The sequence below is a fragment of the Microvirga sp. CF3062 genome, from assembly GCF_036314045.1.
GTDB lineage: Bacteria > Pseudomonadota > Alphaproteobacteria > Rhizobiales > Beijerinckiaceae > Microvirga.
On the sequence record NZ_JAYGGN010000001.1, the window covers coordinates 470,179 to 489,033 of the forward strand.

Annotated in this window: 25 protein-coding genes and 1 tRNA gene; 13 read left to right on the forward strand and 13 right to left on the reverse strand. The window is 60.8% G+C overall.

What is annotated here, in order from left to right:
• Window positions 1-79: 79 nt before the first annotated feature.
• Window positions 80-694 carry a glutathione transferase GstA gene (gene gstA / locus VB618_RS02265; protein ID WP_329794871.1) on the forward strand — a complete coding sequence of 205 codons (615 nt, stop codon included), beginning with the start codon at window positions 80-82 and terminating at the stop codon, window positions 692-694.
• Window positions 695-772: 78 nt separating this feature from the next.
• Complete coding sequence (locus tag VB618_RS02270) at window positions 773-1,570, forward strand: glycosyltransferase family 2 protein (RefSeq protein ID WP_329794872.1); 798 nt, start codon at window positions 773-775, stop codon at window positions 1,568-1,570.
• A gap of 13 nt (window positions 1,571-1,583) precedes the next feature.
• Here the strand turns inward: VB618_RS02270 and VB618_RS02275 are convergent, their stop codons facing one another.
• The gene (locus VB618_RS02275; protein WP_329794873.1) at window positions 1,584-1,937 is read right to left on the reverse strand and encodes a RidA family protein; all 354 of its coding nucleotides are present in this window, start codon (window positions 1,935-1,937) and stop codon (window positions 1,584-1,586) included.
• Window positions 1,938-2,074: 137 nt separating this feature from the next.
• Here VB618_RS02275 and VB618_RS02280 point away from each other — a divergent pair, with 137 nt between their 5' ends.
• Complete coding sequence (locus VB618_RS02280; RefSeq protein ID WP_329794874.1) at window positions 2,075-2,494, forward strand: hypothetical protein; 420 nt, start codon at window positions 2,075-2,077, stop codon at window positions 2,492-2,494.
• A gap of 342 nt (window positions 2,495-2,836) precedes the next feature.
• Window positions 2,837-3,454 (forward strand): DUF2971 domain-containing protein, encoded by a 618-nt coding sequence (locus VB618_RS02285; protein WP_329794875.1) that lies wholly within the window; start codon window positions 2,837-2,839, stop codon window positions 3,452-3,454.
• Here the strand turns inward: VB618_RS02285 and VB618_RS02290 are convergent.
• From VB618_RS02290 to VB618_RS02320, 7 genes are all read right to left on the reverse strand, one after another.
• Window positions 3,439-3,660 carry a hypothetical protein gene (locus VB618_RS02290; RefSeq protein ID WP_329794876.1) on the reverse strand — a complete coding sequence of 74 codons (222 nt, stop codon included), beginning with the start codon at window positions 3,658-3,660 and terminating at the stop codon, window positions 3,439-3,441. The genes VB618_RS02285 and VB618_RS02290 overlap by 16 nt on opposite strands.
• 29 nt (window positions 3,661-3,689) lie before the next feature.
• Window positions 3,690-4,022, reverse strand: a complete 333-nt coding sequence (locus VB618_RS02295; RefSeq protein ID WP_329794877.1) for a hypothetical protein — start codon at window positions 4,020-4,022, stop codon at window positions 3,690-3,692.
• Window positions 4,019-4,294 carry a hypothetical protein gene (locus VB618_RS02300; RefSeq protein WP_329794878.1) on the reverse strand — a complete coding sequence of 92 codons (276 nt, stop codon included), beginning with the start codon at window positions 4,292-4,294 and terminating at the stop codon, window positions 4,019-4,021. Before VB618_RS02300 ends, VB618_RS02295 begins: the two co-directional genes overlap by 4 nt.
• Window positions 4,295-4,621: 327 nt before the next feature.
• A tRNA-Ser gene (locus VB618_RS02305) sits at window positions 4,622-4,712 on the reverse strand.
• Between the two features lie 109 nt (window positions 4,713-4,821).
• Window positions 4,822-5,085, reverse strand: coding sequence for a hypothetical protein (locus VB618_RS02310; RefSeq protein WP_329794879.1), 264 nt, complete (start codon window positions 5,083-5,085; stop codon window positions 4,822-4,824).
• Window positions 5,086-5,248: 163 nt separating this feature from the next.
• Window positions 5,249-5,482, reverse strand: a complete 234-nt coding sequence (locus VB618_RS02315; protein WP_329794880.1) for a hypothetical protein — start codon at window positions 5,480-5,482, stop codon at window positions 5,249-5,251.
• A gap of 275 nt (window positions 5,483-5,757) precedes the next feature.
• Complete coding sequence (locus VB618_RS02320) at window positions 5,758-6,261, reverse strand: YidB family protein (protein ID WP_329794881.1); 504 nt, start codon at window positions 6,259-6,261, stop codon at window positions 5,758-5,760.
• A gap of 199 nt (window positions 6,262-6,460) precedes the next feature.
• On the opposite strand from VB618_RS02320, the gene solA reads away from it, so the two are divergent.
• Both solA and VB618_RS02330 read left to right on the forward strand, forming a co-directional pair.
• A complete protein-coding gene (gene solA, locus VB618_RS02325) occupies window positions 6,461-7,615 on the forward strand; it encodes an N-methyl-L-tryptophan oxidase (protein WP_329794882.1) in 1,155 nt (384 codons plus the stop codon).
• Window positions 7,616-7,646: 31 nt separating this feature from the next.
• On the forward strand, window positions 7,647-8,765 hold the full coding sequence (locus VB618_RS02330) for a branched-chain amino acid ABC transporter substrate-binding protein (protein ID WP_329794883.1): 1,119 nt from the start codon (window positions 7,647-7,649) through the stop codon (window positions 8,763-8,765).
• A 58-nt stretch (window positions 8,766-8,823) separates the two neighbouring features.
• On the opposite strand, the gene VB618_RS02335 is transcribed toward VB618_RS02330, so the two are convergent.
• The 3 genes from VB618_RS02335 to VB618_RS02345 all read right to left on the reverse strand — a co-directional run bounded on the left by VB618_RS02335 (window position 8,824) and on the right by VB618_RS02345 (window position 10,369).
• Complete coding sequence (locus VB618_RS02335) at window positions 8,824-9,255, reverse strand: hypothetical protein (RefSeq protein ID WP_329794884.1); 432 nt, start codon at window positions 9,253-9,255, stop codon at window positions 8,824-8,826.
• Between the two features lie 163 nt (window positions 9,256-9,418).
• Complete coding sequence (locus VB618_RS02340) at window positions 9,419-9,703, reverse strand: hypothetical protein (RefSeq protein ID WP_329794885.1); 285 nt, start codon at window positions 9,701-9,703, stop codon at window positions 9,419-9,421.
• Between the two features lie 153 nt (window positions 9,704-9,856).
• Window positions 9,857-10,369, reverse strand: coding sequence for a Crp/Fnr family transcriptional regulator (locus VB618_RS02345; RefSeq protein WP_329794886.1), 513 nt, complete (start codon window positions 10,367-10,369; stop codon window positions 9,857-9,859).
• Between the two features lie 51 nt (window positions 10,370-10,420).
• Between VB618_RS02345 and VB618_RS02350 the strand changes: the two genes are divergently transcribed.
• From VB618_RS02350 to VB618_RS02365, 4 genes are all read left to right on the forward strand, one after another.
• Window positions 10,421-10,654, forward strand: coding sequence for a hypothetical protein (locus VB618_RS02350; RefSeq protein WP_329794887.1), 234 nt, complete (start codon window positions 10,421-10,423; stop codon window positions 10,652-10,654).
• 287 nt (window positions 10,655-10,941) lie between these two features.
• On the forward strand, window positions 10,942-12,405 hold the full coding sequence (locus VB618_RS02355; protein ID WP_329794888.1) for an amidase: 1,464 nt from the start codon (window positions 10,942-10,944) through the stop codon (window positions 12,403-12,405).
• Window positions 12,406-12,589: 184 nt separating this feature from the next.
• The gene (gene trhO / locus VB618_RS02360) at window positions 12,590-13,336 is read left to right on the forward strand and encodes an oxygen-dependent tRNA uridine(34) hydroxylase TrhO (RefSeq protein WP_329794889.1); all 747 of its coding nucleotides are present in this window, start codon (window positions 12,590-12,592) and stop codon (window positions 13,334-13,336) included.
• On the forward strand, window positions 13,329-13,547 hold the full coding sequence (locus VB618_RS02365) for a SlyX family protein (RefSeq protein WP_329794890.1): 219 nt from the start codon (window positions 13,329-13,331) through the stop codon (window positions 13,545-13,547). Before trhO ends, VB618_RS02365 begins: the two co-directional genes overlap by 8 nt.
• Before the next feature lie 22 nt (window positions 13,548-13,569).
• On the opposite strand, the gene VB618_RS02370 is transcribed toward VB618_RS02365, so the two are convergent.
• Window positions 13,570-13,782 carry an alkylphosphonate utilization protein gene (locus VB618_RS02370; RefSeq protein WP_329794891.1) on the reverse strand — a complete coding sequence of 71 codons (213 nt, stop codon included), beginning with the start codon at window positions 13,780-13,782 and terminating at the stop codon, window positions 13,570-13,572.
• Window positions 13,783-14,197: 415 nt separating this feature from the next.
• On the opposite strand from VB618_RS02370, the gene VB618_RS02375 reads away from it, so the two are divergent.
• Window positions 14,198-15,211, forward strand: coding sequence for a S66 family peptidase (locus VB618_RS02375; protein ID WP_329794892.1), 1,014 nt, complete (start codon window positions 14,198-14,200; stop codon window positions 15,209-15,211).
• 14 nt (window positions 15,212-15,225) lie between these two features.
• Here the strand turns inward: VB618_RS02375 and VB618_RS02380 are convergent, their stop codons facing one another.
• On the reverse strand, window positions 15,226-15,951 hold the full coding sequence (locus VB618_RS02380; RefSeq protein ID WP_329794893.1) for a hypothetical protein: 726 nt from the start codon (window positions 15,949-15,951) through the stop codon (window positions 15,226-15,228).
• Between the two features lie 556 nt (window positions 15,952-16,507).
• Here VB618_RS02380 and VB618_RS02385 point away from each other — a divergent pair.
• The gene (locus VB618_RS02385) at window positions 16,508-17,596 is read left to right on the forward strand and encodes a TRAP transporter substrate-binding protein (RefSeq protein WP_329794894.1); all 1,089 of its coding nucleotides are present in this window, start codon (window positions 16,508-16,510) and stop codon (window positions 17,594-17,596) included.
• 166 nt (window positions 17,597-17,762) lie between these two features.
• Window positions 17,763-18,761, forward strand: coding sequence for an LLM class flavin-dependent oxidoreductase (locus tag VB618_RS02390; protein ID WP_329794895.1), 999 nt, complete (start codon window positions 17,763-17,765; stop codon window positions 18,759-18,761).
• Window positions 18,762-18,855 lie beyond the last annotated feature (94 nt).

The window sequence follows — 18,855 nt, forward strand, 5'->3', positions numbered from 1 at the left end:
CACTGTGTGACGTATCAATTAGCCATCGTGTAACGTTATAATTTTAATTTCCCGGTGGGGCGCGGGAAGAAGGGTCACGATGAAGCTGTACTACACGCCCGGAGCCTGCTCCCTCGCCCCACGGATCATTGCCTGTGAGGCCGGCCTGCAGATCGAGTACGACAAGGTCGACCTGAAAACTCAGACAACGGCTTCCGGGCGGGATTTCATCAGGATCAATCCTAAGGGCTACGTTCCGGCGCTCGCTCTTCATAGCGGCGACATTCTGGCCGAGGTGCCGGTGATCCTCGAGTATCTGGCGGATCAGGCGCCTGCTGCCCGTCTCCTGCCGAAGCTGGGATCCCTGGAGCGCTACCAGGTCAAGGAATGGCTCGACTTCACGGGCGCGGAGCTTCACAAGGGTTTCGATCCGCTCTGGACCGCCCCGATGCCGCCGAAAGCGCGGCAGCTGGCCGTGAGTCATCTCCAGCGTCGTTTTGCCTATCTCGACGAGCGCCTGCGAGGGCGCTCCTATTTGGCCGGTGAGCATTTCACCGTTGCCGATGCTTATTGTTTCACCGTGCTCAGCTGGAGCCGTTTTCACCGGATCGACCTCTCGGCTCATCCGGCCGTCACGGCCTACATGACACGGGTTTCCGCCCGTCCGATGGTGAAGTGCGCCCTGGAGGCTGAGGGATTGGCGACACAGCTCTGAACAATCCGGCTGGCCTATTCCGGCTGATGATTCAAAGCCCTTGCCACAAACCAACAGGGCAGCTAGGCACCCGTTGCCATGGTTCCTGTTTCCGTCTTCATCATCGCCAAGAATGAGGCCGACCGGATCGGCGCGACCATCCGCGCCATCCGCGGCCTGACGGACGATTTGGTTGTCGTGGATTCAGGCTCGACCGATGGAACGCAGGCGGTGGCCGAGGAGCAAGGCGCCCGGGTCATCCATAATCCGTGGCCGGGTTATGGACTTCAGAAGCGCTTCGCCGAGGATCAGTGCCGCCACGAATGGCTCCTGAACCTCGATGCGGACGAGGTGGTCTCCCCGGAACTTCTGGCCGAGATCCGCGCCCTGTTCGCCCATGGGGAGCCTCCCTGCCAGGCCTATGGCATCAGCATCGCCGAGACCTTTCCGGGCGAGGCAGCTCCGCATCCCGTGGCGTACCAGGTTTCGCCCGTTCGGCTCTACCGCCGCGATGCCGGCCGTTATTCCTCCTCGCTCGTTCACGACCGGGTCGAGCTGAATCCGGGCACGAAGACCGGCAAGCTGAAGGGCCTCGTGCACCACCGATCCGTGCGGTCCCTGGGCGATCAGCTGGCCAAGCTCAACAGCTATACCGATCAGCAGGCCGTCGACCTTGAGGTGAGGGGCGTCTCGATCCCGACATGGCGGGTCTATTTCGAGTTCCCTGCCGCCTTCCTGAAAGCCTATTTCGGACGGCTGCATGTTCTGCGCGGCACCTACGGGTTCCTGATCGCCATGAACTACGCCACCTGGCGCCACCTGCGTCTGGCGAAGCACTACGAGCGCAAGCGCATGAATGCGCTGGCCAAGGCCAATTCAGGGGCCGAGCGGGCTTGAACGTTTTGCGGCCTCAAAGGGCTGCGGTGACCTGGATTTCGAGCTTGTAGTCGGGATCCGCCAGCCTGGATTCCACGCAGACCCGCACTGGTGCCTGCCCCGGAACAACCCAGGCATCCCACACGGCATTCATCTCATCGCAAAAGCCTATATCGGCGAGCCAGATGGTGGCCTGCAGCAGCCTCGACTTGTCGCTGCCGATCTCGGTCAGGGACTGCTCGATCTGCCCGAGAATGTCCCGAGTCTGCTCCGCGACGGACCCGCCGAGCGTCGTCTCGGGCACATAGCCCGAGAAATAGGCCGTGTCGCCGAGGATCACGAGATCGCTGTATCGCGCGGCCACGCCGATGCGCCGAATGTCCGTCATGACTTTATCCTGCTCATAGATTGGATCTCGCACGCCGGATTAGCACAAGCCTCCAGTTCCGGGGAGTGGAGGGCGCCTCAAGACAAGCGCGGCAATTGCTGCTAGGAGGGCTGAACTGCTCCCATTCCGAGGAATCGATGCTCACCCGGACTCTGCCCTTGGTTCTCGCTGCGGCCCTGGCCGCATCCATCTCGGGTTGTGCCCAGAGCACGGCTCCCGGATCGCTCTCGTACTATGTGGCGACACCGGCATCTCAGGTCGAAACGCGATGTGGTGGCGGGTACCAGGTTTTCCAGCGACCCGGCGAGCCGACGATTTTAGTGGCTGCCTACGCTATTTCCGAGGCGGTGCAGACCATGTGCGAGCAGCGCCGCGGGATCGTGCCAGCGTCAGCGACCGGCGTCAGGCATGAGGAGGCTGCGGTCGAATACATCGCGACGAGACCGCACCTGAAGGGCTGCACGGTCGTGAGCGGAATCGAGCACACCCGCCTGCATTCGGAGTTCGTCCTGGCCTGTCCGGGTGTGGCAACCGGCGTCGTGAGCGCGAAGGGCTGAACGCGCCCTGTCATTCCCGTTCTTAAAGAAGGTACGACCTTCAGGCTTAGCCAAAAGCCTTGTTCAGCAGAATAGTCGAGAGCTGAGAAAGGGTGGCGGAGACGGAGGGATTCGAACCCCCTCCGTACACTTTCTAGGGTATTTGGAGGGTAACGCAGGGCCAAAATACATAATGAATTCAATGAACCCTTACCCGGGGCTACCCTCCGATACACTTCAATTATCCCTGGAATTACCCCACGGAGCGGACCCCGTTCGCGCCTCTTTCCAAGCATGGTAGGGTGGTTCAAAACGGGGGAGGTCGGGTTGCGAGTCTATCACTTCATAGATCGAAAATGGGGCTTGGATGACATCAAGAAGCGGCACCTTAAAGTCGCTCGTGTCCACGATCTGAACGACCCTTTCGAGTTCGAAGTCGCAACCGCTGATAGAGGTGTGCGCAGAGCATTCAGAGCGGTGAAGGACTGGCTACACGAGTCCATCGGCATCCTGTGCTTCAGCCGGGATTGGAATGACCCTGTCCAGTGGGCGCACTACGCTGACCGGCATCGGGGGATCTGCCTCGGATTCGACATCCCCCGCGAGCAGCTAGATACGGTCATCTATAGCGAGACGTTGACCGAACCGAGCGAGGCATTGCTTCAAGAGGCGGGGAATGATCGTTGGGAGCACTTCAAGCAGATCATCTCGACCAAGTACATTCACTGGCAATATGAGAAAGAAGAGCGCGTCTATGTCGATCTAAGGCGTGAGGAGCCGGATAAGGACGGCCACCACTTCACGGACTTCTCCGACGAGATCTCCTTGAAGGAGATCATCGTCGGGCACCGTTCAACGCTCACCAGGGACGAGCTGAAGGATGCGCTCGGAGACTTGGCGAGCCAAGTATCACTCTGCAAGGCGCGCTTGGCATTCAAGTCCTACACGGTGGTCCCGCAGCTGAATCAGTCACTCTGGTAATCGATGCCGGCTTCCTTCAGCTTCAGCCGAAGCCGGGCGATCTCGAACGCGGCATCGCTCGCCAGACGGTGGTAGTGATCGGCCCCCTGGATGCTCCCGCCGCAGGCGTTACGGCGCCAGCGCAGGATCTCGTCGGCCTGCGTGCTCTCCTCCTGGCGCAAGCGGTAAAGAATATCGTCCGTGCTAACCCGCAGAATTTCGTCCATTTCAGCCCCTGTTTCTGACCAGGACTGTATCACATCGCGCGCCCGATCTCAGCAGCGGCGCGCACTATGGCGTGGCAGGCGGCGTCATGCCTGGCCTTCACATTGCCAGCGTAGCTCACGCGGGCGAAGTGGGCATCGACATAGCCACTGATGGCAGTTCCGTCGCCGTTCAGAAGGGCGCTCGAGCTAACCGGAAGGTTCAGAATTTTCGAAAGCCTGATTGCCTCACTGTAGTGCTTCAGCGGGTTCCAAGGCAGGTACTCGACAGGATCAATGCAGGCGTTACCTTCTGCATCCCATCCGAAGATTTCAATGCCGGCCGCATTCGCCGCCAGTTCCAGCAGTTCGCGGTCGGCGCTCATGCGGCCTCCCGAGCAGCGAGCATGGCGTCGGCATAGGCGTAAGCCGCCTCCGCTGATGCAGCGAAGGGATCTATCCCAGTTCTCTTCGAGATCGAGCGGATCGCATCGAGTGCGGCGCCATCCATGATCATGGGTGGCATAACCTGTGCCGCGAAGTAGTCGCGCAGGGTCATGCCGGGAAACTGCTGGGGCTGCTCGCCGCTGGCGCGGCCCTGCACACCCGACTCAGTCCTTACCGGGAACGCCGGCCCGCCACTCTTGATCGTTTTCATACCTCTCCTTTGTTTGGTGTTGTTGACGGAGAGAATTGTACCGCTGCCGAGCAGGTCGCGTGATTGATTATTTCTATCGAGAACACGCTGCCGATTGCGCGAGACGTCTAGCTCGTACTGAGGGTTGGGCTTGGTTGAGTCATGCGCCGAGCAAGCTAGGGTGCACACGACAATGATCCCCTGCTGGTCAGATTTCCCAACCAGCACAAGGACTTACGAACCGGGGCATCCCCGCAGTTACCACAATCCTATCCCCGGGATTAACAGGGCAATTATCCCCGATATTATCCCTGAGAAAAATAAAGCTCAATGATTTCAATGCCTTAGTGGCGGAGACGGAGGGATTCGAACCCTCGATACCCTTTTGGGGTATGCTCATTTAGCAAACGAGTGCCTTCAGCCGCTCGGCCACGTCTCCAGGCGAAAAGGCAGGATCGGGATCCTGCTTCGCAGGTGGCGCAATAGACGCGAACAGGGTCCTTTCGTCAAGGTCCAAATTCGCCGGCGGCGGGGTTGAGGCTGGCCGGTCAGGAGGCTGGAGCGGCCTCCGCTTTTGCATGGAGATCCCTGATCTCTTCAAAGCCTCGGATAGCCGGTCCTGAAGGCCTGACGATGACGGCACTCAGTTGCCGGAACTTGTCATCAGCCCAATCCTCCACAACCAGGGCAACCGCTTCCCGAAGAGGCAGTGTCGCGACCTTGCGCGCCATGGTCTGGCCAGCAGGACCTTCAAGCGGGCGATTGAAGGCAAGGAGATCAACCATCTCGTCGAGATCGTAGGTTGCGATCACAATCCTCTCCAATAATAATTGGTACAATCCTGGCTATTGGACATCCAATTGTGGCAACTGAATGCCCAAGCTTGCCGCAGGCTGTCTCCAGCGGGAAAGCAGGAGCCTTAGAGGCCCTCTTATCCCCAGGGTCGATGCCCGGGCCGGTGTAGAATGCTTCGGGTCAGTTCAGACTTGTCCTTTGTTCGCGCCTGTCTGGCGGGAAGGTGGCCTCTTCGGCCTCGTCCGGAATGATGAGCACGGAAACAGCATGGCCACTGGAGGCGAGAATATCGGCGGCATCGAACGCGGAGCGCTCCGCGTCCTGGCGTGTTGCAAACGCCGTCTGCTCTCGGTCTGCGTAAGTGACCAGCCACTCGCCCTGAAACTTAAAGACGACAAACCGATCCGTATGCATTCGATTCTCCCTGGCTTCGTCCTGTGACGAAGTTGGGAAAGCCTACCCTATTGCCGATCATGGAGAAGGAAACGATGGAGGTAGCGGCCGGGACAAAAGGATAGAGTTTCGCAAGTTCCAGCGGCCGCACCTCAAGAGGGATAATCTTTTCGCTGCCAACGCAGCTTTCAGTGACGGGGCAAAAGTGCGTTTACATCCCACCACGCGTTGCTGCGCCCCCGAGTTGAACCGGGAGCGCATGGCCTTAATACAAGGAAATCTTTGCTGCAGGTCGACTAGAGTTCCTGATCGCTCGGAACGCGTCCGTTGGGGGTGTATTGATCCACCGCCTTCGGAAGCTCCCTCGATAGACGGGACAGAAGCTCTTCGCGGGAAAGACCGGTCTGCTGCGTGAGCGTCGCGAGCACGTCGGGATCGATGGCGCGCTCCAACTCGTCCGGTGCAACCTCCTTGTTGGGGCCGGTGCCCACCCAGGAATCGACCGTGTCTCCATGGCCGTTCTGGCGGAAGCTGTTGATCAATTCACCCAGGCCACCGCTCACCAGGCCGCCGGGGCTCGCATTGCCGCCTAGGCCGCCCAGGAGCCCGCCCAGGCCTCCACCGCCCAAAAGCCCGCCCAGGCCTCCCATTCCGCCCGGCTGCTGGCCGGCTCCCCCCGGCAAACCGGTCCGGTTGCCTGAGGCGCCGCCGAGCATCTCGGCGAGTTTGTCCCGGTTCTGGAAACCGGCAACGGCCAGAAGGCCCAGAAGTGCTGTCATGGATGGAAAGCCGCGGCTCATGTCGTTCCTCCTCATTCGATGGACGGGGAATCGCAGGCGCACCGAAAGAGTTCCCTCCCTCCGGGCTGCTTTTTCCTGCGGAACATGCTGTGCGAGAGTGAATACGGGTTGGCAGGGGTGCAGAAGGCTTTACGTTACCTGACGATATCTAAGTCTGTAGCATCGGCAGCCCTGCGCGGCGGACGGTGAAGGGAAATCGATGAAGACGTTCGATGTGGCGGTGATTGGACTTGGTGCCATGGGGAGCGCCGCCCTGTTCAACCTGTCTCGCCAGGGGCAGCGTGTCGTCGGCATCGAGCAGTTCGAGCCGGGCCATGACAAAGGGTCGTCGCACGGCGAGAGCAGAATCATTCGCCTGTCCTACTTTGAGCATCCGTCCTACGTGCCTCTGGTGCGCCAGGCCCTGGAGAAGTGGCGCGAGCTGGAGGATCTTTCCGGTGAGACGATCCTGACGGTGACGGGTGTTCTCGAAGCGGGCTATCCGGGATCTCCGATCGTGAGCGGCTCCCTCGATGCTGCCAGGCAGCACGACTTGAGCCATGAGGTGCTGAGCGCAGCCGATATCACCCGGCGGTTCCCCGGCTTCAAGGTGCCGTCAAACTGGACTGGCCTGTTCCAACCCGAGGGCGGGTTCCTGCGGCCGGAATTGGCGATCCGGTCCTTCCTGCAGCAGGCGGAGCATCATGGCGCGGAAACGCGCTTGAACACGCGTGCTCTGGGCATCGAGCCCTTCGGCGCAGCGATCCGGGTGCGAACGGATGCCGAAGTGATCGAAGCCGGATCTGTGATCGTCGCGACCGGCGCGTGGATCGGCGATTTCGCCCCCGAATTGAAGCCGCATCTCAAGATCACGCGTCAGGTGCTCGGCTGGTTCTCGCCGCTCGAGCCCTCGCTCTTCACGCCGGATCGCTGCCCGGTCTTCCTGCTCGAATCCGAGGACGACGCCTGCTACGGCTTTCCGAATTTCGCCGGCACCGGCGTCAAGACAGCCTCTCATCGGGAGGGAGCGGTTCTGCCGGCGGCAGGGGACCTTGCCCAGGATGGCGGCCCTGCCGACGAGGCGCAGATCCGGCGGATGCTTGAGCTGGCGATGCCGGGCGCGAACGGCCCCCTCCGGCAGATGCGCGCCTGCATGTACACCCGCACGCCGGACGAAGATTTCGTGATCGATCTCTCTCCTGTCGATCCGCGGATCGTCCTGGCGTCGCCGTGCTCAGGGCATGGCTTCAAGTTCGCCAGCGTGATCGGCGAGGTACTGGCCGATCTCGCCCAGGGGAAGACATCGGCGAGCGACATCTCCCGCTTCCAGATCCGCCGGTTCGAGGCACGATCGACATCAGCCGTCAGTGCATAAAACATAACGCCTAAAACAAGGAGGCACGACCATGAAGAGAGGATACGCCTATCAGCTGTCTGCTCTGGCCCTGCTGGTCAGCGCCGGCTTCGCGCGGGCTGCAGAGATCACCATCGCGGTCGCGGGTCCAATGACGGGACCGGTGGCCAGCATCGGCGAGCAGCTCAAGAACGGGGCCGAGTTGGCCGCGCAGGCCATCAACAAGAATGGCGGGGTCAACGGCAACACGATCAGGATCGTCGTCCATGACGATGCCTGCGATCCCAAGCAGGCGGTCGCCATTGCCAACCGCATCATCTCCGACGGGGTCAAGTTCGTCGACGGCCATGCCTGCTCCGGTTCCTCGATCCCTGCCTCCGAGGTCTATGCCGAAGCCGATGTGCTGATGATGAGCCCGGCTTCCAGCAATCCGGCCATGACCGACAAGGCAGCGGAGCAGGGCTGGACGACGATCATGCGCCTCTACGGGCGCGACGACGCACAGGGCCGCTTCATCGGGCCGTGGATCAAGCAGAACTATGGAACGAAGAAGATCGCGATCCTTCACGACAAGAGCGCATACGGCAAAGGGCTCGCGGATGTGGTGAGGGCCTCGCTGACCGGCGCTGGCATCAAGGAGGTCCTGTATGAAGGCATCAATGCCGGCGAGAAGGACTACACGGCGGTGGTCAACCGTCTCAAGAGCCAGGGTGTCGAGTTCCTCTATTTCGGAGGCTACCACACCGAGGCTGGCCTCATCATGCGCCAGGCCGCCGACCAGAATTACAAGTTCCAGCTCATGATGGGCGACAGTCTCGCGACTCCGGAATTCGCATCCGTGGCGGGGCCTGCGGCTGAGGGAACCCTGTTCACTTTCCCGCCCGATGCCCGCGGTAGCGAGACGGCCAAGGAAGCGCTGTCCCAGTTCAAGCAGATCGGCTTCGAGCCCGAGGGCTTCACCCTGTTTTCCTACGCGACCGTCCAGGCGATCACTGAGGGAATCAAAAAGGCCGGCAGCGCGGACCCGAAGGCTGTGGCCAAGGCCCTGCGCAGTACGACCGTCGATACGGTGATCGGCCCTGTGGCCTTCGATCAGAAGGGCGACATCAAGGACCCAAAATACGACATCAACGTCTGGAAGGGCGGAACCTACAGCAAGCTGCCTCAGTAGGTGCCTGCTTGGTCAATCGGCAAAGGGCGGCTCCGAAAAGAGCCGCCCCCTTTGCCGTTCAGTCGCGTGCTACCGCTTCATCCGCCCTGGATGGCATGAGGTGTTCGATGGAGACCCAGTCCGTGCAGGCCCTGAGAATAGGGGCAAGATAGGCGCGGTTGCCCTTGATCTCGACCACGCGGCATGGATAGGCCCTGCGGTCTCCAGGGGGACGGTAGATCACGGTCGCTCCCGGTCTGATGTCGTCATTGGCAAGGGAGGCCGGAGCGCTGATCGTCGAGAGCGCTGCAGGCTTCTCGTTGTCCTGAGACAGGCTCCCCTGCTGGGCAGCCCGGTGGCGTTCCAGAGCCTCGATGGCGACCCGGGCGCGGTCACGATAGCGATCGCAGACCACCCTCATCAGGGTTCCCCTTTCCCGGCCGGGATACCAGGTCACGCCCCCGATTTTGGCCAGTTCTTCTGCAACGACCTCAATCTCTTCCTCTGTCATTGGCAACAATCCCGCGTGAGCATGTGTGATGTGCTCAGGTCTTGTGACGGCACTCGTGTGACCTGTTCATCGAGTGCGTTAGCCCCCAGGAGAGTTCTTTGTTATTGAAGTCCGGCGCTTGGCATCCATGTGCACCGAACAGATTCAAGTTGGATTGAATAGATCAGGCACTCAGTTCCATCATGCGCTTCTGCAAGACGGCGAGTTGCTGAATGTAGGGGTCACGGCGCTCGCGATGCCGGTTCTTGAGCTTCTCGAGAGCACGGATCTTGATACTGGCGTCGGGTGCCGTATTGCTCAGTTTCTCGCGCTCCTTCTCGTAGTCGAAATCGAGATCTGCCAGGGTCGCTAGAAGAGATTGCAGCAGAGGTTGAAAGGCGGGTGAGTAGATTCTTAGATGGTGGGCCCCATTATTGAAATCATCTTTATGAAACTTAGTATCATCCATTGTCTTCCTCGTATTAACTTTGCGTTAATAGAGGCTCAAAGTACTAAGCCAGAGTTACCTCGTCTGTTGGGTAGTCGACACAAAAACCAAAGAAATCGTTTTCATTTGAAAACTTGTGTGCCCATACGCACATGACAGACCAATCGGATCTCGTCAGTCGCATCTGAGCGCACCCGGCAGGAGCCTTTTGAAGCTGTCGCAGATCGCGCGGTAGCATTCGCAGGCAGTCGCCTCGAGCCCTTCTCGATTTGTGATTCGAATTGTGCCTCTGCCCTGGTTGATCAGTCCGGCCTTCTGGAGAGCGCTCGTAACGCTGCTGACTGTGGAGCGCTGAACACCCAACATCTCGGCCAGCGCCTCATGGGTCAAAGGAACGTCGTCCCGATCTGTCCGATCACGGGTGGTCAGGATGGAGCGGCAGCATCGGGCTTCCACGCTGTGAACCGCATTACAGGCTACGGTCTGCAGCGTCTGGGCCAGAAATGCCTCAGTGAAGCGGAACATGGCGTGCCGCAGTTTCGTCCGCTCTGCCACACCCTCATTCAACCGTTCCAAGGAAACGCGTGAGGCCGTTCCCGGGACTTGGGTGATGTAGCGTCCGAACGACTGGCGCGCGATGAGTGCGCTGACAAATCCGAGGGCGCCCTCCCGGCCGAAGACGGCCATTTCGACGGATCCGCCGCTCCGGAGCACCGTCACCAGAGAGACGATGGCGTCATGGGGGAAGTAGGTGTGCCTGATTGGCTCTCCGGTTTCAAAGAGAACCTTGCCCCGCGGCAGATCTACGATTTCAAGGTGAGGCTCAAGCCAAGAAAAATCTTCTGGCTCCATAGCGGCGAGGAGCCGGTTTCTGCGGTGAAGGGCAGCCTTGGAGCCATTCTTCATGGCAAGGTGTCACCGTGTTGTGCTGATTTCCAAAATAGGAAGTCGAGCATTTCTGCAGGATTATAATAACACAACCGTTGGCTGAGTAATTGCCCCTCCCGGTTATAAACAGCCGATTGAGCCTGTTATCTTCTCACCTCTCGCAAACGTTACCTTGGCTATGGACATGGAAACTCCTCAACAGACAAACAGCAACGGCCCAGCTTTGTGCCGTTGCGCCGAACTGGATACCTCTAAAGAGTAGTGAGGGGCGGTTCGGGGCAATCCCTGCCGGCATGCTCTGCAGCGGCTACATGGGGCTATGCATAGCGATACGGTAAAACGGGTTTACCGGTCGCAAGGATCGCTTCAGCATGTCTGCCGGTCGAATCCGCGAGCGGGAGAGTTTCGCATTGAGCACGCAATCGTCGGCACACCAATCAACTCGGAATTCATCCGCAGACCTCGCCGATTGGTCGGGCTCCCAACTTCTGGAAGCCTATTCCCGCAGGACTACATCGCCTGTCGATGTGACGAAGGCCGTCATTGCCCGCATCGAGGCCTGCGAGCCGCAGCTTCAGGCTCTCTACGCCTTTGACCCTGAGGCCGCTCTGAACGCCGCAAAGGAGTCGGAGCAACGCTGGATGCGTGGCGAGGCGAGGGCGCTCGATGGGATTCCGGCGACGATCAAGGAGAACATCGCCACCAAGGGAACGCCGGTGCCGCTCGGCACTGCCGCTCGCCCGCTTGTGCCTGCCGCTGACGATGCGCCATCGGCTGCGCGGCTGCGCGAGGATGGCGTCGTCATTCTGGCCAAGACCACCATGCCGGACTACGGCATGCTCTCCTCTGGCCTGTCCAGCTTTCATCCGCTCACGCGCAATCCATGGGACCTATCCAAGAACCCCGGCGGCAGCTCGGCAGGGGCAGGCGCTGCGGCGGCTGCGGGCTATGGGCCGTTTCACATCGGCACCGATATCGGCGGCTCGATTCGCCTGCCGGCCGCCTGGTGCGGTGTCTTCGGGCTCAAGCCGAGCTTCGGCCGCATCCCCATCGACCCGACCTATTACGGCCGCGTGGCAGGCCCGATGACGCGATCGGTGCGGGACGCCGCCCTCATGATGACGAGCCTCACCCGTCCCGACATGCGCGATGCCATGAGCCTGCCGTATCAGGATCTGCCGTGGCTCGATCTGAACATCGACATCAAGGGTCTAAAGATCGGCATCATGATGCAGGCCGGCATCGGCATGCCGCTCGATCCGGATATCCGCGCCACGGTCGAGCGGGCCGCGAAGCTCCTAGCGGATGCTGGCGCCGTCATCGAGGAGGTACCTGCCTTCATCACCCGCGAGATGCTCGACGGGCTCGACGATTTCTGGCGTCAGCGCGCCTGGACGGACATGGCGCCCCTGAGCGACGAGGAGCGCGGCAGGATTCTGCCCTACATCCTGCAATGGGCCGAGGGAGGTAAGAGCCTGACAGGCGCTGAGGTTTATAGTGGCATGAACCAGATGATGGTGATGCGCCACGCGGCGGTCGCCGCCACGCACCCGTTCGACTTCGTGATCTCCCCCGTGGCGCCCTGTGTCGCCTATCCGGCGGAACTCGCGTCGCCGATCCACAACCCGGAGGAGCCCTTCGAGCATATCGGCTACACGGTCGCCTTCAACATGTCGGACCAGCCGGCGTCGTCCGTGAATGCAGGCTTCACGAAAGCGGGCCTGCCCATCGGCCTCCAGATCATCGGCCGCCGCTTCGACGATCTCGGCGTGCTGCGGCTCTCGCAGGCTTGGGAGGAGATGTGCCCGGACAAGCGGCCTTGGCCGAAGGTTTAGAGCGGCCGGGATCGACATCCTCTCCGTCATCCCCGGACTTGTTCCAGGGATCCACGTCTTGGGAGCCGCAATGTCGCAAAGACGTGGATGGCCGGGACAAGCCCGGCCATGACGGGTTGTAGGGCGACACTGAGAACGAAGCGGGCGGGTTTTCCCTTTGCATTGCTCCTGATAAACAGCCGCCATGACGTACAAGGTTGCCGCTCTCTATCAGTTCGTTCCGCTGCCGGATTTCCGCGAGATCAAGGAGCCGCTTCATAAGCTCTGCCTCGATCTTGGGATCAGAGGCACGCTCCTGCTCGCCCATGAAGGCATCAACGGCACCGTGGCCGGCACGGAGGAGGGCATCGATGCCCTGATCGTCGAGTTGCGGGAGGGGCCGCTGTTCCGGGGTCGCCTCGATAATCTGGAGCTAAAATTCTCCTCAGCCGCCGAGATGCCCTTCAAGCGCATGAAGGTTCGGCTCAAGAAAGAGATCGTGACCCTCGGCGACCCGCAGACCGATCCTCTGCGCCGGGTCGGCACCTACGTGTCACCGGCCGAGTGGAACCGGCTCCTGGAGGAGCCCGGCATCGTGCTCCTCGACACCCGCAACGACTTCGAGGTCGAGATCGGCACCTTCGAAGGCGCGGTCGATCCCCGGATCAAGCGCTTCAGCGAGTTCAAGGACTTCGTGGAAAACGAGCTCGATCCCAAGCAGCACCGCAAGGTCGCCATGTTCTGCACGGGCGGCATCCGCTGCGAGAAGGCCAGCGCCTACATGCTGAACCAGGGGTTCGAGGAGGTCTTCCACCTGAAGGGCGGCATCCTCAAATATCTGGAGGATGTGCCTGAGGCCGAGAGCCGGTGGAAGGGCGAGTGTTTCGTGTTCGATGAGCGCGTCGCTCTGGGCCATGGGCTTGTGGAGGCAGGAGAACTAAGCGATGAGTGATCCTGATGCCGTCAATGCCCGCATCGAAGCACTGGAGGTGCGCGTCGCCTACCAGGATCAGGTGATCGAGGACCTGAACCAGACCGTCATCGCCCAGTGGAAGCAGATCGATGTCCTCAGGCGCCAGTTCGCCGAGGTGCTGGACCGGGTCCAGGAGGCCGAGGACAGCTCCGCTCCCCGCGGGCCAGAGCCCCCGCCGCCGCATTATTGAGCCCGCGCGACAGGCAATCGCGTCAAACCTTCTTCACGAACTCGGTCTTGAGCACCAAGCCTTTGATCTGGGCTGACCGGCATTCGATCTCGCCTTCATCGTCCGTCAGGTGGATGTTCTTGAACACGGTGCCCCGTTTCAGGGTCGTGGAGGAGCCCTTCACCTTGAGATCCTTGATGACCTGAACAGTGTCCCCTTCGCTGAGGATGGCCCCGTTGCTGTCCCTCACAACCATTGTGCGCTCCTTTGATGCCTCTTGCACTCTGCCGGAGAGGGCATAGCCGCCCGGAGCGCCGCTTGTCCAACCCGCCTTGAGAAGGCCCTGCTCGCACTCAATGGCGTGAAGCCTGTCAACGACGACCAGAAGACCGGCGTCGAAATCGTTCGCTGCGCCCTTCAGGCTCCAGCCCGCCAGATCGCCATCAACGCGGGCGAGGACGGCTCCGTTATTGTCGGCAAGGTGGCCGAGACCGGGACTTCTAAGTCTTCAGCCTTCATCCAAACCTCAGGACGGCGCCGTGCAAGCGGCGCCGTTTTCTTTATGCGCACGATCTGCCAAAAAGAGCGCGCACTTCGCAGAGGACATCATGGCGGATCGCTGGTGGCAGAGATCTCTTGTCAAACCTCAGGCCCTTCGGCCGGGAGATCGCGTGGCCATCGTGTCGACGAGCTGGGGCGGTTCGGCGGTTTTCCCTCATCGTTACGAGGCCGGCAAACGCTATCTGGCGGACACCTTCGGGCTCGTGCCCGTCGAGATGCCTCACACCCTGCGCGAGGCCGACTGGCTCGACAGGAACCCCCAGGCGCGGGCGGAGGACATCCATGCAGCCTTCGCGGATCCTTCGATCCGCGGCGTCATCGCGAGCATCGGCGGTGACGATGCTGTACGCCTGATCCCGCATATCGATCTCGACGTGATCGCGCGCAATCCGAAAGTGTTTCTCGGGTACTCGGACCCAACTGTTTTGCATTTCGGTTGCCTCAAGGCAGGACTCTGCTCCTTCTACGGCCCCACGATCATGGCGGGCTTTGCCGAGAATGGCGGCATGCATGCTTATGCCGAGAACGCTCTGCGCAAGGCTGTCTTCGAAACGTCCCCCATCGGCGAGATCGAACCGAACAGGCAGGGGTGGACCGTCGAACACCTGCCCTGGAAGGATCCGGACAACCAGAACCAGCGTCGGAAGCTGACGCCGTCGACCGGTCCGCGAGCCCTACAGGGAAGCGGCACGGTACGGGGCCATCTCATCGGCGGCTGTGCCGAGGTTCTGGAGATGCTCAAAGGCTCCGAGTGGTGGCCGCCGGTAGAATATTGGGATGAGGCCATTCTCTTCTATGAGACCTCCGAGGAAGCGCCACCGGCTACTCAAGTCGTGCGCTGGCTGCGCAACTTTGCGGCTCAGGGCATCCTGTCCCGCCTGTCCGGCATCGTTCTTGGGCGGCCGGGCGGGCAGACGGACGAAGCATATAGGTCGGCCCAGGAGGCAGCCGTCATCCGCGCTCTCGCAGAGGCGGGCCTGGAATCCCTGCCGGTCTTGGCCGAATGCGATTTCGGCCATACCGATCCGATTGCCACATTACCCTATGGCGCAATGGCTGAGATCGATTGCAGCCTGGCCCGGCTCGCGATCCTAGAACCCGGTGTTACAGATATCCACGGCTGAGCGGTTCCGGAAGTTTACCGATGGCGGACCAGAGCGACGTCTTCCGGTTCGGCCACGCTGGTTCTGATCGAGCCGGTCGCTTCCTCAGGTGCGATCTTGCGCAACTGGTTCACGAAAGCCGTCAGAGAGTTCATCTTCTCCGGTTCGGGAGCGAGGAAGGACAGAGCGCTGCTGTCGAACGGCTCCTCCTCGATCGTACCGTCGAGCATGAACGTAGTCTTGATCCCGGTCTCGATATCGAAGGAAACCGACTTCACCTTCGTCCGGCGCTGTGGGTCGATCGGCCCTGCAATAATGGGGGATGTCATCGAAGTCGGCGCGCGGACCGCAACGATGGCTTTTTCCGGAGTCTTGGCGGCGGATGCCGGGCGCGATTGCTTGTTCTGAGGCTTCTTGCCGAGATTGCCGATGGGTTGGGAGGCCGCCATGTACTCCGCCGACCCGGACAGGATCTGCTGAAGCCGCTGCTCTGCCTCTACGGCTTCCTTCTGCGTTGCTGAGCCTAAAGCCGCCGTGAGAGGGCTCTGGGTTTTCTCCGCCTCGGCCTTTGCCTTTGCGGCCTCGGCCATCTTCGCAGCCGCGATCCGCTTCCGGGCTTCTGCTGTCTGGGCGCGGTTGTTGGTGCTGTATGAATACTGCTTCCCGTTGATCTCATACCGGACCAACCTGGCTTCGGCCCCGCTGAACATCATCCCATGCGTGACAATGAAGGCTCCAAGCAAAATAAGCGTTTTCTTCATCGGCTTATAAGAGCACGTCGGCTCTTCCCCTTGCTCAGGTAGAACTCATTTGTACACCATGGCAAATCTGTGGCGATGTTAAGTAACTTAACTGACTCGTAAGAGGTATGACTTCGCGAAGATGAGATTTTTTCAAATAAATGCTACAAGATTCACGTCAATTACTAATGAGAACTCTATATCACTGAAATGATAAAAGTCATATACTTTATATCATTGTATTTTTAGCCCTGGAAAGGCGACAATCGGCATAAATTCAACGTTTTCCTGGTTTCCCATGCAAGCTTAGTAGGGCCGGGCTGCGCTGACATCATGCCCCTCACCCTGTTGCGGTGGATGTATCGACAGAGCCTCGCTCACCCTGCGTGAGCCACACCTTTGGCATATCAATGATTTGACGTGTGGGTGGCCTGAGGAACAGGGAAAGGGGGGATCCGGTTGCCAAGGATAGAGGGATGCGACCTTCGTCTTTCGTCTAGATTTACTTAAGGTCACCCATCCCTTGTACCGGGCCTCCCTCACAGCGCGACATGCCCTTGAACAGGAGTAGGCAATCATGAAACGCCGCCACTTTCTCGCAACGGCCGGAGCAGGCCTCGCTGCCGGCGCCATCGCCAAGCCGGCCATCGCCCAGTCCAACCCGGAGATACGCTGGCGTCTGACCTCGGGCTTCCCGAAGTCGCTCGACACGATTTACGGCGGGGCCGATTTCCTGGCGAAGTACGTGTCCGAGGCGACCGAGGGTAAGTTCCAGATCCAGCCGTTCTCGGCGGGTGAAATCGTCGGTACTTTCCAGGCCGCCGATGCAGTCAGCTCCGGCACGGTCGAGATGGCCCACACGGCGGCCTATTACTATGTCGGCAAGGACCCGACCTTCGCGGCTGCCGCGGCGGTGCCGTTCACACTCAATGCCCGCCAGCTCAATGCCTGGCAGTATCACGGCGGCGGCATCGGCCTCGTGAACGAGTTCATGGCCAAGCACAACCTCCATGCGCTTCCGGGCGGCAACACCGGCACCCAGATGGGCGGCTGGTTCCGCAAGGAGATCAAGACCGTCGCGGACCTCCAGGGCCTCAAGATGCGCATCGCGGGCATCGCCGGGCAGGTGATGGCAAAGCTCGGTGTGATTCCGCAGCAGGTGGCGGGCGGCGACATCTATCCGTCGCTTGAGCGCGGCACCATCGATGCCGCCGAGTGGATCGGTCCCTACGACGACGAGAAGCTCGGCTTCCAGAAAGTGGCGCCGTACTACTACTACCCGGGCTTCTGGGAAGGCGGTCTGACGCTCCATTTCCTCTTCAACAAGGAGAAGTGGGAAACCCTGCCGAAGCACTACAAGGCCATCGTGGAATCCGCCGCCATGGCGGCGAACCAGGACATGCTCGCCAAGTACGACGCCAAGAACCCGGCCGCTCTCCGCAGCCTTGTCGGCGCCGGTGCGCAATTGCGTCCGTTCTCCGCTGAGATCCTGGACGCCGCCTACAAGGCGACCAACGAAGTCTATGCGGAGATCTCCGCCCAGAATGCGGATTTCAAGAAGCTGATCGACTCGCTCCGCGCCTTCCGCAACGAGGAATACCTCTGGTTCCAAGTGGCCGAATACGCCTTCGACACCTACATGATCCGCGCCCGCACCCGTGGCTAAATCTTGGCCACCAAGTCATCTGAAACCCGGCGTCCCAATCGCCGGGTTTTTGTTTGCAGGGCTGGTGTGTCCCGGGCGAGGGGCTTCATGGGTTGCATCGGACGCCTGGAATGATGATCTCATGGCAATCCTCGTTCGGCCTTGAACCGTGCCAGAAAGATCGTCCATGCCTCCCTTTTCCATCCTCGATCTCGCACATATTCCCGAAGGCTTCACGCCGTCGGATGCCCTGCGCAATTCCCGCGATCTGGCGCAGCATGCGGAGAAGTGGGGCTACAACCGCTTCTGGCTCGCCGAGCACCACAACATGGTGGGCATCGCCAGCGCTGCAACGAGCGTAGCGATCGGCCATGTGGCCGGCGGCACGAAGACGATCCGCGTGGGCGCGGGTGGCATCATGCTGCCAAACCATTCACCGTTGGTGATCGCCGAGCAGTTCGGCACCCTCGATGCCCTCTATCCGGGCCGCATCGACCTCGGCGTCGGCCGGGCGCCGGGCACGGATCAGCGGACCCTGCGGGCCCTGCGCCGCGATCCCAGTGCTGCCGACACCTTCCCGCAGGACGTGCTGGAGTTGCAGGCGCTCCTTGGCCCCCTCCAGCCGGATCAGGCGATCCAGGCCGTGCCGGGGACCGACTCCAACGTGCCGATCTGGATTCTCGGCTCAAGTCTCTTCGGCGCGCAATTGGCTGCCATGCTGGGGCTGCCTTACGCCTTTGCGTCGCATTTCGCCCCGGGCACCCTGATGCAGGCGCTGCAGGTCTACCGCGAGCGCTTCCAGCCCTCCGCCCAGCTCGACCGGCCCTATGCCATGGTCGGCGTCAACGTGATCGCTGCCGAGACGGACGAGGAAGCGCAGCATCTCTTCACCTCCGCGCAGCAATCCTTCACAAACCTGTTTCGCGGCACGCGCGGCAAGCTCCAGCCGCCTATCGACAACATCGAGAGCTATTGGGCGCCCCACGAAAAGGCGCAGGCCATGAACATGCTCTCCTGCTCCTTCGTTGGTTCGGCCAAAACCGTGCGGGAGGGGCTGGAGGGCTTTATTGCCGGGACCGGAGCCGACGAACTCATTGTCGCCTCGGCGATTTACGATCACGGCAAGCGGTTGCGTTCATACGAGATCCTCGCTGACCTGCAGAAGGAAATGAGCAAGGCGGCTTAAATTATTCCGCGAACCTCCCCGTCATGGCCGGGCTTGTCCCGGCCATCTCGATTCTGTGAGGCTCGGCACCTCTCCAATCGAGATCACCGGCACA